The organism is Frankia casuarinae (assembly GCF_000013345.1).
In the GTDB taxonomy this organism is placed as follows: Bacteria; Actinomycetota; Actinomycetes; order Frankiales; family Frankiaceae; genus Frankia; species Frankia casuarinae.
This window is the reverse complement of the sequence record NC_007777.1, coordinates 1,027,259-1,040,209: the sequence shown is the minus strand read 5'-3', so window position 1 is coordinate 1,040,209 and position 12,951 is coordinate 1,027,259. Positions and strand designations below refer to the sequence as shown.

16 protein-coding genes are annotated in these 12,951 nt (G+C 65.0%); 9 read left to right on the top strand and 7 right to left on the bottom strand.

Features of this window, described 5'->3' with window-relative positions:
* Positions 1–10: 10 nt before the first annotated feature.
* Positions 11–1,153, bottom strand: coding sequence for a radical SAM protein (locus tag FRANCCI3_RS04480; RefSeq protein ID WP_011435349.1), 1,143 nt, complete (start codon positions 1,151–1,153; stop codon positions 11–13).
* Positions 1,150–1,830 carry a hypothetical protein gene (locus FRANCCI3_RS04475; protein WP_035730912.1) on the bottom strand — a complete coding sequence of 227 codons (681 nt, stop codon included), beginning with the start codon at positions 1,828–1,830 and terminating at the stop codon, positions 1,150–1,152. The genes FRANCCI3_RS04480 and FRANCCI3_RS04475 overlap by 4 nt, the downstream gene beginning before the upstream one ends.
* A 197-nt stretch (positions 1,831–2,027) precedes the next feature.
* Between FRANCCI3_RS04475 and FRANCCI3_RS04470 the strand changes: the two genes are divergently transcribed.
* The 6 genes from FRANCCI3_RS04470 (at position 2,028) to FRANCCI3_RS25915 (ending at position 7,139) form a co-directional block, all read left to right on the top strand.
* Positions 2,028–3,539 carry a helix-turn-helix transcriptional regulator gene (locus FRANCCI3_RS04470; protein WP_011435347.1) on the top strand — a complete coding sequence of 504 codons (1,512 nt, stop codon included), beginning with the start codon at positions 2,028–2,030 and terminating at the stop codon, positions 3,537–3,539.
* Between the two features lie 687 nt (positions 3,540–4,226).
* Positions 4,227–4,412: a hypothetical protein gene (locus FRANCCI3_RS26665; RefSeq protein ID WP_167534309.1), complete on the top strand. Its 186-nt coding sequence runs from the start codon at positions 4,227–4,229 to the stop codon at positions 4,410–4,412.
* 171 nt (positions 4,413–4,583) lie between these two features.
* The gene (locus tag FRANCCI3_RS04460; RefSeq protein ID WP_011435345.1) at positions 4,584–4,931 is read left to right on the top strand and encodes a recombinase family protein; all 348 of its coding nucleotides are present in this window, start codon (positions 4,584–4,586) and stop codon (positions 4,929–4,931) included.
* Positions 4,928–5,527: an ATP-binding protein gene (locus FRANCCI3_RS04455; RefSeq protein ID WP_023841041.1), complete on the top strand. Its 600-nt coding sequence runs from the start codon at positions 4,928–4,930 to the stop codon at positions 5,525–5,527. The genes FRANCCI3_RS04460 and FRANCCI3_RS04455 overlap by 4 nt, the downstream gene beginning before the upstream one ends.
* A gap of 83 nt (positions 5,528–5,610) precedes the next feature.
* A complete protein-coding gene (locus tag FRANCCI3_RS04450; protein ID WP_011435343.1) occupies positions 5,611–6,435 on the top strand; it encodes an alpha/beta hydrolase in 825 nt (274 codons plus the stop codon).
* Positions 6,436–6,596: 161 nt separating this feature from the next.
* Positions 6,597–7,139, top strand: coding sequence for a hypothetical protein (locus FRANCCI3_RS25915; protein WP_235608899.1), 543 nt, complete (start codon positions 6,597–6,599; stop codon positions 7,137–7,139).
* A gap of 19 nt (positions 7,140–7,158) precedes the next feature.
* Here FRANCCI3_RS25915 and FRANCCI3_RS04445 read toward each other — a convergent pair whose 3' ends face one another.
* The gene (locus FRANCCI3_RS04445) at positions 7,159–7,404 is read right to left on the bottom strand and encodes a helix-turn-helix domain-containing protein (RefSeq protein ID WP_011435341.1); all 246 of its coding nucleotides are present in this window, start codon (positions 7,402–7,404) and stop codon (positions 7,159–7,161) included.
* 346 nt (positions 7,405–7,750) lie between these two features.
* On the opposite strand from FRANCCI3_RS04445, the gene FRANCCI3_RS04440 reads away from it, so the two are divergent.
* Positions 7,751–8,851: a hypothetical protein gene (locus FRANCCI3_RS04440; RefSeq protein WP_011435340.1), complete on the top strand. Its 1,101-nt coding sequence runs from the start codon at positions 7,751–7,753 to the stop codon at positions 8,849–8,851.
* Positions 8,852–8,994: 143 nt separating this feature from the next.
* Here the strand turns inward: FRANCCI3_RS04440 and FRANCCI3_RS25910 are convergent, their stop codons facing one another.
* The 4 genes from FRANCCI3_RS25910 to FRANCCI3_RS04430 all read right to left on the bottom strand — a co-directional run bounded on the left by FRANCCI3_RS25910 (position 8,995) and on the right by FRANCCI3_RS04430 (position 11,822).
* Positions 8,995–9,792 carry a hypothetical protein gene (locus tag FRANCCI3_RS25910; RefSeq protein ID WP_011435339.1) on the bottom strand — a complete coding sequence of 266 codons (798 nt, stop codon included), beginning with the start codon at positions 9,790–9,792 and terminating at the stop codon, positions 8,995–8,997.
* Between the two features lie 164 nt (positions 9,793–9,956).
* Entirely contained in the window at positions 9,957–10,289 is a 333-nt protein-coding gene (locus FRANCCI3_RS28940; protein ID WP_349256632.1) for a DUF6527 family protein, read from the bottom strand.
* Positions 10,290–10,381: 92 nt separating this feature from the next.
* Complete coding sequence (locus tag FRANCCI3_RS04435) at positions 10,382–11,572, bottom strand: ThiF family adenylyltransferase (RefSeq protein WP_011435337.1); 1,191 nt, start codon at positions 11,570–11,572, stop codon at positions 10,382–10,384.
* The gene (locus FRANCCI3_RS04430) at positions 11,547–11,822 is read right to left on the bottom strand and encodes a multiubiquitin domain-containing protein (RefSeq protein WP_011435336.1); all 276 of its coding nucleotides are present in this window, start codon (positions 11,820–11,822) and stop codon (positions 11,547–11,549) included. The genes FRANCCI3_RS04435 and FRANCCI3_RS04430 overlap by 26 nt, the downstream gene beginning before the upstream one ends.
* A 181-nt stretch (positions 11,823–12,003) precedes the next feature.
* Here FRANCCI3_RS04430 and FRANCCI3_RS23160 point away from each other — a divergent pair, with 181 nt between their 5' ends.
* Together FRANCCI3_RS23160 and FRANCCI3_RS24080 are read left to right on the top strand one after the other, a co-directional pair.
* Positions 12,004–12,354 (top strand): helix-turn-helix domain-containing protein, encoded by a 351-nt coding sequence (locus tag FRANCCI3_RS23160; protein WP_011435335.1) that lies wholly within the window; start codon positions 12,004–12,006, stop codon positions 12,352–12,354.
* On the top strand, positions 12,351–12,899 hold the full coding sequence (locus tag FRANCCI3_RS24080) for an ImmA/IrrE family metallo-endopeptidase (protein WP_011435334.1): 549 nt from the start codon (positions 12,351–12,353) through the stop codon (positions 12,897–12,899). Before FRANCCI3_RS23160 ends, FRANCCI3_RS24080 begins: the two co-directional genes overlap by 4 nt.
* Positions 12,900–12,951 lie beyond the last annotated feature (52 nt).

Genomic DNA, 12,951 nt, shown 5'->3' with positions numbered 1-12,951 from the left:
AATCTTCTCCTCAGTCCTCGGGCTTGGCGCTGGACTTCCACAGCCGGCACACCGGCACGATGTCCGGCTCGGCAGCGCAGGACGAGCCGCCCATGACGATCTCCTCGGCCGGGCAGCCGCCCTGGCAGGCTGATGCCTTGCAGCCGCCACAGGCGCTCGTGACCAGCGGCCGGGTGAAGAGATCGAACTCGTTGTCACCGCGGTTGAGCACCACCTGCCCGTCCTGCATCCGGGCGAAGTACAGGTCGGTGTCGAACAGGTAGGAGCAGACGTAGCACCTGCCGTCGGGAAAGATCGAGATCCGGTCCAGCGTCCGCCCGATGCAGCCCTGGTAGCCCTCGGCGGCGTAGCGGGCCATCTGGTCGCGGCGGGCATACGTCGGCTGGTACCAGACCCGCGTCCGGTAGGCCGGCGCAATTCCGTTCAGGTCGTCGCAAAACGTCACCCACTCCGCGGGTCCGATGGCCATGTCGGCGTTGCCGTGCCCCACGCCGATGGTCGAGAAGACGTGGAACTTCACCAGGGACACGCCGATCTCGTCGGCGATGTCCAGCAACTTCAGGGCGTCGGGCTTGTTGGCCTGGTTGACGGTGCAGATGATCCGGGTGTCGAAGCCACGGCCGGTCAGCTCGGCCGTCGTCTCCAGCGCAGTGGCGAAGGTGTCCGCACCGCGTACCCGGTCGTGGGTCTCGGCGCTGCCGCCGTCGAGGCTGACCTGGACGTAGGCGAAGTCCTCCGGTTCGAGCTGGCGGAACTTGCGGGCCGCCGGCTTCTGGGCGTTGGTCGTCGTGATGACGTCCTCGTAGCCGAGCTGCCGGCCGAGCCGGATGGCGTCCACGTAATTGGGGTGCAGTGTCGGCTCGCCGCCGAGGATGGTCAGCTTGCTGCCGCCCATCCGGCGCCACGTGGCGAGGGTGTCCCGGATCTGCGGCAAGGTCAGCTTGAGCGCCCGGTCCAGCCGTTCGCCCATGTAGCAGTGCTCGCACCGGAGCTGGCACGCCTCGGTGATGTACAGGTACACGTTGCGGAAGCGGCCGTAGGCGATGCGCTCGATCCGATCGGGGGCGGGCAGGCTGGCCCGGCGCGGCATCCGGGCGTGGCCGTAGTCGTCATCCCTCCGCAGGCGTGGCGGATCAAGGTGGACGGTCGTCACGGAGTGCTCCTGCTCGTCAGTAGGGCGGTGATGTCCTCGAAGATCTGGCTGGCGCCGCTAGCAGCGTTGAGCTGGAAGACCGGCACGCCGGCTTCCTGGAAGGCACCGCGGATGCCATCGGCGGTCTGGCGGTAGCGGTTGAGCCGGGCGCGTAGCAGCCGCGGGGCATCGCCCCGGCGGGGGTGCAGGACGCCGCCGCAGCGGGCGCAGGCGTGGGCGTCGTCGGCACGGGCTTCGGCTGGCAGCCGGGGATCACGGATCGGATCGCGTTCGCAGCTGTGACACACCCGCCGCCGGGTGGCCCGGCGGTACAAGGTGGTGGTATCGGCCGCCAGCTCCACGGCGCGAACCACACACTCCGGCGCGTGCTGGCGCAGGGCGAGTAGGAACAGCCGCACCTGGGTGCCGTTGCCGGGGAAGTTGTCGAAGAACAGCGTGTGCGCCTCGCCGGCCCGGACCGTGGCGTCGAGGTAACCACGCAGCGCCGTCACCACGGTGAAGTCGTCGATCCAGCCCAGGCGTTCGGCGCTGGTCGCCGTGGCCGCCAGGATGGTCTGCGGCACGTGCTCGCGGAGACGGAAGACGGCCCCGCCGGGGTGCGCGCCGAGCGCCACGGTGAGCGTGGTCTTGCCGGCGGCCGGCGGGCCGAAGACGGAGACAGCCAAGGTGAGGGGCACGGACGAACCCCTTTCGCACGGGGAGTGCCGCCGCTTCGGCGGAACGGTCCCCAGCGTCAGCGCGAGCTGCGTTTGGCACCACGCCGACAAAAGGTGACCGACATACGCGCGGCGCATAGACCCTGCTACAGCGGGTGTTAGCGTCGTAGGTTGACCTTGGTCGTGAACGCGCGCGTGGAACGGGAGGCCGTCCAGCGATGACCGAGCCCCGGCACTGCTCGCGCTGCGGGCACCGGCTGGCGGGCGACAACCCGCGGAAGCTGTGCAGCCCCTGCCAGAGCGCCAACTTGGAGGCTCAGACCCGGCCGCCCACCGTGCCGCCGGACTTCTGGCAGCTCGACAAGATGAGGGATGCCCTGGCGACCTGGCACATGGGCCGGGTGCTCTTCGCCTACCGGACGCATCCGTTCCACGGCCAAACGTTGTCCCAGGAGCTGGTCGGCACCTGGCTCGGCATGACCCAGGCCCAGCTCAGCCGCATCGAGAACGGCCGGGCGCCCGAAGAGCTCACCAAGCTGATCCGCTACAGCCAGATCCTCGGTATCCCGGCCGAGTTGCTGTGGTTCGACCTGCCCGGCGAGCCGCGGACCCGCTCAGCCGCCGACGATCGCCCTTCGGTCTTGCTGCCCGTTCTGCTGGCCGGCCGGGAGGTCATGCTGCCGGTCGATGCCGAAGCCGCTTCCGCGCATGGCCTCGACGCCGTGCTTGGCGACGTGGCGGCCTCCAGAACGAGGAAGATTGAAGCCACGTCCGTTGGACGGCAGGCCGTGCGCGTGCTGCCGTTCGCCGGTTTGGACGAGCTGCAACACATGGCCGCCGCCCTGGAGGACGCCCGCCGCTACCTGGACGGTTCGGTGGTCGGCTTCTTCGCCCGACAGTTCGAGCAGTGCAAGACCGACGACGGTCAGCTGGGACCGCTGCGCGTCTTACCGCTGGTGCTCGGCGTCCTTGGGGCCATTCAGCAGCACGCCCGCGATGTGCAACCAGGCGTCCGTCGTCAGCTGCTGGCGGTCGGGGCGGACGGCGCCGAGTTCGCCGGCTGGCTCTATCGAGACCTCCATGACCCTGGCTCAGCCAGCTACTGGTACGACCGGGCGATGGAGTGGGCGCAGGAAGCCCAAGACGTCCCGATGCAGGCGTATGTACTGGTCAAGAAGTCGCAGATGGCCTACGACAGCCGCGAGCTGGCCCGCATGTTGAACCTGGCTGAGGCCGCGGGCCGGGTCTGTCCCACCGCACCGCCGGCGCTTCGGGCTGAGCAAGTACAGCAGGAAGCGCTGGCGCTGGCCACGCACGGAGGGGCGCTGTCGGTCATCGAGCGAAAGCTGGATATTGCTCGACAGACCCTTGATGCTGAGGTCGAGGCTCCCGCGTCCCGTCTCAGTTCCGTCACACTCCAGTTGCGGGATGCGGCGGTCTACACCGAAGCTGGCGTGCCCGACCAGGCCGCTGGGATCTTCGCCGACATACTGGCCAGAGATGCGCTGTCGCGGCGGGACACCGCGCTGTTCAGCGCCCGGCGGGCAGCGGCGCTGGCGCTGAGCGGGCACCCGGACGAGGCTGCCTCCGTCGCCCTCGATGCCTTGCAGATCGCGCGTGCCACCAACTCCGGACGCACCTCGGCCATCCTGGCGGACGTGGCGCAGAGCTTGACGCCGTGGCGGTCGCGGCCGGGGCCGCGAGAGTTCCGCGAAGCGATGCTGGCGTAACAGGCAGCGCACGTCCTGCTACCTGGGTGAGCCTCGTGGGCGACTCCAGGTCAACAGCGCATACGGGCCGAATCCGAAGGTCGCGGTGCACTACTTCGCTTAGACAATGGATGGCCAACTCGGCTATTGCTTACGTAGCGCGGCAGATCGGACGCTCATTGCATGGTCCGGTTCAGGTGCGGGGGGACTACCCGGCGCGGCACGAGTTGCAGAAATCCCGTCAAGGAGGCCGGCCAGCACTGTCGGCATCACCCGTCGGGGTCGTTCGTTCAGATCAGTGCGCGTCGCAGCACGGCACGCACACCAGCGGGTCCAAGAACCACGTCATCAGCGCCAGGCCGTTCAGCGCCGCCGCCTCCGAACGCTGAGGAGCTGCGGGTACGCTCCGCCGCGGAGTCATTCGGCAGCCTGATCGCCGATCCCAATCTTCGGGAACTCATCATCGGCCGCGCGACCGAGTACGTCAGTGACCAGACGTGGCAACGGCTTACTCGTCACTGGTCAGGACGCCGGTGTAGCGCCCTTGCCAAGCTGGCGCGGACCATCCTGGAGGCGCAAGACCGACTCCGTGAAGGGCTGGTTGAGGTCACCGACCGGACGCTTGAGCTACTAAATCGGTCCTCCGTCGAGCGGCAGTTCGCGGCCGAGCTGGTGAAGCGGCTGCCACTGCCGGCGGTCGGTGAGAACTTGATCGCCACTGCCCGGGGGCTCCAGGTGACGGGCATCGTGGTGTGCGTGGCGCGGAACAGCCCCCTGACAGAGTGCGCATGCTTCACCGATGTCGTGCGCGTGGAGGGCCAGGCCAAGGTCAAGTCCTTGATCACAGCCGGGATGGCGGACTGGGCGGGCTTGGGAACTCTCGACGCTCGCTGAGCGTCGTCGTTCTGCTGCCGAACCGCGCACACCTGGTCCGCGTGCTGCCCATACCTCGGGTGCATAGCCCCACTCCCTCTCCGCGGTCACCGTTGCCGGAGGCGTCCCGGACTGGGTCGAGCCGACTCCTCGGTCCGGGACGTCGCCACCTCGACGGGATGGAGGGGACGTATGTCCGCCACCGTGTTCGGTTACATCCGACTGGAAGATGACGATGAAGCCGAAGAAGATCGCTTCCACGATCTCCTCGTAGCCCATGCCGTAGCCGAGGGCTTGAAGCTGGCCGACGTGTACGTGGACCGGCACATGCCGCCGGCCCGCATCATGCGCCCCGGCCTGACCGAGCTGCTGGCGCGGCTCCAGCGCCCCCCGGGAAGCGGCGTCCTGGTCGTCACGGCGGAGCACCTCTCCACCTCCCCGCAGGTCCGCAAGGCCATCGAGGTGGAGATCGGCAACGCTGGCGGCGCGGTGCTCGTGGTGGAAGCCTCGGACGCCCATTCCATCGGTCCGCGTACGTGAACGGCGCGATGGCCGCGGCCGACCGGGAGACGGCCGCCGCGGTGCCGGTGCATATGGTGCGGCAGTTCGAGGCGGATCACGCCGCGCCGGGCCTCGCTCGCCGGCATGTCGCGGCGGTCTTGCAAGCGTGGAACCTGGCGGACCTGGTCGAGACGGCAACCCTTCTCGCGTCCGAGCTGGTGACGAACGCCTGCCGTGCTTCGGCTGGCCGGGTGCCGGTCATCGCCACCCGCGTGACACGCACCGACGCAGACCTGATCATCGAAGTCTGGGACGCCGACGCTTCCGCGCCCATCCATCGAGAACCGGCCCTCGACGCCGAAGGCGGACGCGGTCTTCTCCTGGTGTCGACCTTGAGCACCCGCTGGGCCTTCTATCGTCCGGCCACCGGCGGCAAGGTCGTGTGGTGCAGCTTCGCCTTGACGATGGTTACGGCGACCGCTTCGCCTGCTCCCGAACTACCTCGCCGGCGAGCGCCCGCCGACCCACCGGCGCCCATCGAGGTCTTCGACGATTTGGCCGTGCTGCAACGGGTCGCCGACGGCTTGCGGGCGCTGGACTGGAACCTCCCGCCCGGTGATCGGTTCCGGTCATAGCTGCCAGGCTGTAGCTCTGGCCAAGGCTGACCGTTCGCCAGAGGATGGCCGTGGCCGACGCCCGTAACGCCAGAAGGAGTGCCATGCCCGTGCACGAGACCGTGATCTCGCTCCGCACGCTGGACGGGTTGCACCTGACGGCCACGTTGGCGACGCCGGACGTGGCTCCCGAACGCGCCGCGGTCCTCGTCCACGGTGGCGGCGTCACCCGCGAGGAGGGCGGCTTCTTCACTCGGCTGGCCGCGGGGCTGGCCGAGGCCGGTGTGGCATCGCTGCGCTTCGATCTCCGCGGCCACGGGGAGAGCGAGGGGCGGCAGGAGGAGCTGACGCTGTCGTCGATCCTCAACGACATCCGGGTGGCCCTGGCCGAGGCGCGGGACGCCACGGACGTTGACCACGTCAGCCTGCTCGGCGCGAGCTTCGGCGGTGGCATCTGCGGCTACTACGCCGCCAAACGACCGGAGGACGTGTCCCGGCTGGTGCTGCTCAACCCGCAGTTCAACTACAAGTGGCGCACGATCGACAGCCGGCCGTACTGGCACGACGACCACATCGACGACGAGGCCGCCCGGACGCTGGACGAGCAGGGCGCGATCACCTTCACGCCGACGCTCAAGCACGGCCGGCCGATGCTCAACGAGGTCTTCTGGTTGCGGCCCGACGAGGCCATCGGGGAGATCGTCGCGCCTACGCTGCTCGTACACGGCACGAAGGACACGCTGGTGCCCATCGAGTCGACGCGCGCAGCCCTGGAAAAGTTCGCCGCCAAGACCCGCCTGGTGGAGGTCGAAGGCTCCCAGCACGGCTTCGCCGTGCACGACGATCCTCGGTATCTCCAGCCGCAGAGCCAGGAGTGGCAGGCGTTCGTGATCCGGACCGTGGCCGAGTGGATGACGGACGGTATGTAGACGGCCGCACTGGACGGCCCTGCTGGCAGGGTGGGCTCCACGGCCGCCTATGATCTCCCAAGCAGCGCGACGCCGATGGAAGAGGGCTCGCGTGAATCGGGGGTACCGGCGTGAGCGCCTTACAGTTCGTTGCGGCAGTCATCTCGTCATTGGCTTGGCCGATGGCTGTCTGCGTCATCGCGCTGGTGGTCCGTCGACCCCTTCTCAGGCTGCTGCCGAGGCTGTCCAATCTAAAGTACAAGGATCTTGAACTCGCCTTTCGGCAAGAGCTGTCAGAGATTGACGAGCAGGCGCAGGCGGCCAGACCTGACACAAGTCCGGAAGTCGGGGACGAGATTTCCGATCTCGTGACTGAAGTCAACGCGGTAGCTGCAGTTTCGCCGGCTGCCGCCATACCTTTGGCATGGACTGCTGTTGAACGGGAAATCGTCGCAGCCCTAGAGCGGACGAATGTTCAGTCAGGTAGACGACGATCACCCCTCGGCAGTGTCCAGCTCCTACAGGAAGCTGGCGCTATCAATCGAGAAGCAGCCGACGCTATTAAGGGTCTTGGGCGCCTTCGGAACGAGATAGTCCACGCACCTCAGCTCGTGCAATTGACCACCGCCTCCGCCCAGGAATACGCCCGCCTGGCCGCAGAGATGATAGGCGTTCTGCAGCAGATACCGCCGCTACCCCGAAGCGAGACCAGCGCCGGGCCGTGATCGCCACCACGAAGAGGGTCTACTCGTTGGATGGCGCCTGCAACCCACGCACCAACTCCGCAGGATCGATCTTCAGCGCGTCAGCCAACTTGAGGATGTTGTGCAAGCTGATGTTCCGCCGGCCCCGCTCCACCTGGCCAACGAACGTCCAGTGCAAGCCGCACTCGTCGGCCAGTTGCTCCTGGCTCAGGCCCAGCTCGTGCCGCTGGGCACGCACCCGTTCGCCGAACGTCTGCGCAGCCGTTGAGAGTGGTGGGGTCGCCATGACGACCCCAAGCCCATACGTCTAGCGTGTCTGCATCCAGAGCGCATACGTCCCATGCATATACGTCCCATGACTTTGCATCTAGCCTGAGTCTCGTCCCGGCGTCAGCCGGGATTGGCGGGGCCGCCAGAGTTGCCGGCCCGGCCGTCGATGACGCGAGTCCCAGGGAGGTGGAGACCGATGACGCTTCGCAGCGGTGGTGACGGAGGCGGCGGCGGGGGTACGGGCGGCTGAGCCGAGTTCCTACGTCACGCGGCGGCACGGCGCTCCGAGTCCAGCGGACAGGAGCGCCGTGCCGTTTGCATACGCGGACAAGATCAACTCATGATAAACTGATCTTGAACCTATGACGCCGCTCCAACGTCTCTACCGCACGAAGCTCACCTTGCTCGCCGTGATCCTCACGGGGTTGGGCGCAGCCTTCCTGATCGCGAGCCGGCAGGCGGACCTCTCCGCAGCCGTCCCGTGGCTGATGTGGCTGCCGCTCTCCGAGATCGGCTCGACCCTCTTCGGTAGCGGCCTGATTGTGGTGGCCTTCAACTACATCAGCGAGGCCGACGCCGACGAACGGGCCAACGAACGCCTTCGCAAGGTGCTCAAGGAAGAGGCTCCAGCTATCCGCGATGCCGTGATCGACGGTTTCGCCTTCGCGCCGGACGCTCTGACCGCCGTAGCGTCGCCGGAGACGCTGGACCGGGTGGTCCGCAACACCTTGGCCATCCAGCTCGGCGACCAAGCCATGGCCGACGACCTCTACGCCGATCTTCGGCACCAGGTCACTACCGCCACCGAGCGGCGGCACGACATGCGCGTCTCGGTCAGCCTGTCGCCGTGGGACAAGGGACCGGTCTCCGGTCACGGCAGCATGTTCGTGGCCACGATCCGCCGGGAGTACCGCGCCGAGCTGGCCGAGACCACCCGCCGTTTCGCTTGCACCTCCAGCCCGGACGAGTACCGGGAGCTGCTGCTCGATCCCACGAACGCGGTGGCGTGGTACTTCGAACCCGTCGCCGGCTTGGACGCTGCCTCTCCCGGAGTCTTCGAGCTACTGGACTTCACCGTCGACGGTCGGCCGCGGCCGACCCGCCGGAGCAAGCGCTCCGGCGGCCAGTCCTTTACGGTCACGCTGGACGCCCAGACTGGCACCGACCACGAGGTCGAAATCGCCTACACCTACCGCGTCCTCGTCCAGCAGCACGGGCACGTGCTCTACCTTGACTTTGGCGCGCCCTGCAAGGGTGTCGACATCGACTTCACCTACGCAGACTGCGGCATCCGGCACGTCAACGTCCTGGATTTCATCGCTGGAGCACAGCCAACACGGATCACCCGCGGCCCGAAGGGCACCAGCTCGCCATCCGTCGGCGTCCGCTACGACGGATGGGTCTTCCCGAAGAGCGGGGTGGCGTTCGGCTGGGTCCTGGACCGGGAGTTGGCCCACTTCTGACTCGATCGGAGCCAGTTCGCGCCCTTCTGAGAATGCGCGGACTGCACATCGAAGGCCGACAAAGCTTCGCAGGATGATCTCCCAGCGCCATCCCGCCCGCTCAATCAGCGCCGCACTATCTCGCCGGACGGCTAACGTAACCACTACGGCAACAGTCGCGAGGCATCAGGAGACAGGCTTTCAGGCGACAACACAGCTCGCCGGTAGTTCGGCATTATCCCGAGCGCGTCACTAAACTCGTCCGCCAACTGCTTACAGGAACGCCAAGCCCAGTCAGCACAGCCATGCCCAAGCGCCTTGTCCGGAAAGTACGGGTTTCCCGACGACACAAGCGGGTTAAGTTGGAATCGATCACCACCTTGCAGCTTCTTAGTTAGATAATGTACGTCATCGTCTCCGAGCGACTGAGGTTTGTAGTGCGTCAGTGCGTTCCGGATCTTGATGACAAGGTCGACCTCTTGCCAGGGACGCCGACTGGTGTCGATCCGCGGCAAGCCAGCCGTGGCCAGAATCATATCGAGCTTCGTCAGGACGTCCGACTTCTCAAGTACCGTCTCGACTCGGCCAGCCTTCTCTTTTCGCCAGAACACCGCAATAACACGCTTGGTGTTGTCGGGGAGGGGTGAAACATAGTCGCTGAAGACTCCGTCTGCGAAACCGTCCGCGATGTCCTCCAGCAACTCGTTAACCATCGCCTCCAGAAACGCACAGGACGCGGTAATAGAACTGATAACGAAGGCCCGATGGCGTGGGTCGAACAGCGGCGATTCGCCTCTTTCTCTCGCTGCCACCTCGATCCGGCCGGCCTCACTGCTGAAGAACTGCGCCGAGTATAGGTAGTGCGAGGAAAAGTAGCTTCGGAGTCTTACTTTCACACTGCCCACTGTTGCAGCCGCTAGGACAGTCTCGACTGCAACGACGGCGTCCTTCTCTTCGCCCACTGCACACCTACATCTCTCCGTCTCGCATCTATGCGAGAGTTTACTGCGATCCAAAAATCACCGATACAGACGCCAAACTATTCACATCTGAGACCTTACGCCTCCGTTGGCCCGTCGCGGCGTCGATCGACGCCGCAAGCATGCTTTCTGGAGGAGGGCGCGACCTACTTGAACCGGCGGCGAAGCCGCGCAAACCAGCCGCGCCACCTCGTTTGGACTGCGGTTGTAGCGCTTTTCGCACCATCGGTTCGTTCAATGTCTTTGTTGATCATTTGCAATGTCCGCGCTCGGCCTTTCTGGATTTTCTCCGCCGTCCACGCCGCGTGCCAGTGGACGCGGTTGCGCTCTATCCAGTAGTGCGACTGGCATGGGAAACTCCAGTTGCCGATCGACGGGTCCAAAGAGATCGATCTTCCATCGAAAGTCAACGCCCACCGGCCAGGCGCCAGCGGTGTGTAAGCCACGTTTCCGCATCCACAGCAGCAACTATGGGCCACAGTGGCATAGGCTATTGACACGTAGACAACACCCTGAATCAGGGTCTCAGGTATACACTCCACGAACTCATGCCGGACTGCGTCCAGCCTGGTCACCCCAGGTCCTCATTGATCAAGGTATTGCCGTTCACAGCATAAGCGCTGTAGTGCTCGCGTTCCAGGTCCAGGTAGAAGCCGGCCAGCTTCTTCCACTTGATCACAGCCAGCGCGGCGTTGAGTGCGTTCAGATCGGCAATCTGAATGTTGCGGTTGTAGTCGTTGGCATCATTCGCTTTCCCGAACGGCAGCCGGTGGTCGGCGTCAAGATGCTTGCGCGAATCCACGGTGCTCAGAGTCGTGCGCACTAAACCGGTCAACGAGTTGTCGACATGCTCGACACCGATTCCAACATCGATGAAATCAATCCCGTACTCTTCTAGCTTAGTAACTATCAGCTTCCGCGCCGGACCATCATCAAGCGCGAGGAAGACAAACGTCATTCCGCGCAGCTCGTCAACATTCGCCTCAGTGACGAAGTCGCCGTGCGGCACTATTTTCTTTCGCATCTTGGCGTAACGCGCTGCGAAGTAGTCAACCTTCTTTGGCACCGTAGCCAGCTCCTCGATCGACGGCGCCCCGGGCGATCGAAAGGCGTTGTGCTGGAGGTAGCGGTCACCATCGAATAGATGGATCTCTCGGACCGGCGTCTTCGCTACAAGATCGAGGGTATAGGCACCGGTGCCGCCGAGGCCGATGATCGCTATCGGACCTAGCCGGAGCTTTTTGGTCACCTCCGAGATGCCGGCTCGGACGGATGCGGTGTCCAGGTACTCGAACGGCGAGTCGTCGTCCTCGTCCGGCGTGATCACTGGGAAGGTCGTGGCCGCGACGGTTGGATCGAGCACCTGGGCGTGCATCAAGAGGAGGGCGACATAGGTTGTTACCTTGTGGTGATAGTCCCGGTAGCGCTGGTCACCACCCATCGGCTTCTTCGAGAACGTGAAGTTGACGTGAACCGAGCCGACCAACGACGCCGCACCGCTGTTGATCAGCTTCGACAGCGGATGGCCTTCCGAGTCCGAGGGTGTCTGGCCGATGAACTGGGCGACATGGTTCGACGGCTGGATCGTCATGTCACCGGCGAGCTCCAGTTCGGTGACCAAGGTGCCGCGTAGGACCTCCCGACTCGGGTTGACGTACGGCACGTCGTGGACGAGCAGCACATTTCCACGTGTCTCAAGGTGGTAGCCCTCCTCCCGCAGCCGCCCGAGGTCCGCGCTACGAACGATCAGTCGCTGTGACATCAAAGATCATTCCTTCCTTGATCTTGACGGTCCCGCCTGGACGGAGGGTCCCCTCGGGCTTGTCGCCGTGCCCCCGCCGGAAGGTGATCGTGAAGTCGACGTTGTCGCCAGCAGGCACAGGATCGAAAGCCAGGGCCACGACCTCGTCAAAGCTCAACTCCCCTTTGACCACTGTGCGCCGACGGCCGTTCACGATGATCTCCACCGTCTTGGTCTGAGCCCCGGCCTCGACTGCTGCTGTCCCACTCATGGGAGTTCTCCTGTCCGCGGCGTTGCCGACCGCTTAGCCGATGTCGCCGACCAGGCGACGCTGACGATCGTCAGCCTCGGAGCACCAGATGGTCAACCCAACTGGCAACAACAAAATGACAGTGAAACTGACATGACAGTGAGTTTGACACCGACACCGCTTCCCGGGCAGACTGCGGCCTGTGCAGGACGTGGAACTGCAGCGCGGTCTGGCGCAGTCAGTGCGCAAGCACCGCCGCCAGCGGGGATGGAGCCAGGCAGCCCTTGCCGAGCGACTCGGGTTGACGCGGACGACGATCACGAACATCGAGCACGGTGCCCAAGGCATCACACTGCTGACGTTCGTCCGCCTAGCTGAGCAGCTCAACGTTGGAGCGCCAGAACTCCTCGCAGAGGTCATCGCGGGACGCCCGGCCCCTTCAGCGGCGCCAGAAGCGCCCGGCCCCTACCGGGAATGGGTTGCCTCGATCGCATCGATGCCTGGCGACGATAACGTGTCCGCCCACGTTGCCGATGACGGAAACACGTCGTGAATCCGCCGATCCGTCGTACGTCGAGCGAGATCCGAGCGATCGAACTTCTAAAAGACTGCGGATACGCAAATTATATTCCAGTCCCGGTAGACCGCATAGCCGCCTCCCTCCGCGCGGTGGTTCGCTACCAGCCCTTTGAGGCAGACGACATTTCCGGCCTACTACTACGCCAAGATGGCCAGCCAGCTATTATTGGCGTCAACAGCGTCAATGCCCCGGTTCGTCAACGTTTCACAATCGCGCACGAGATTGGTCACCTTCTGTTGCATGAGGGTAAGGGGCTCATTCTTGACCGGCTCGTGCGCGTAAACTTTCGGGACGCAGTCTCGTCTACAGCGACAGATCGGCAAGAGCGTGAGGCGAATGCCTTTGCGGCAGCGCTACTCATGCCCGACGAACGGATAGTCGAACAACTCGACCAGCTCACCAGCGGTCGACTAAGGTCGGACACGGCTATCGTGCAGCATCTTGCAAGAACCTTTGACGTGTCGCGGCAGGCAATGGAGTTCCGCCTCATCAATCTCGGTTTGCTCTCGCCCGCTTAAACGAGCAGCCTGTGCAGTTTCTTTCTAGTACGCTATGTCGACGTACGTATTC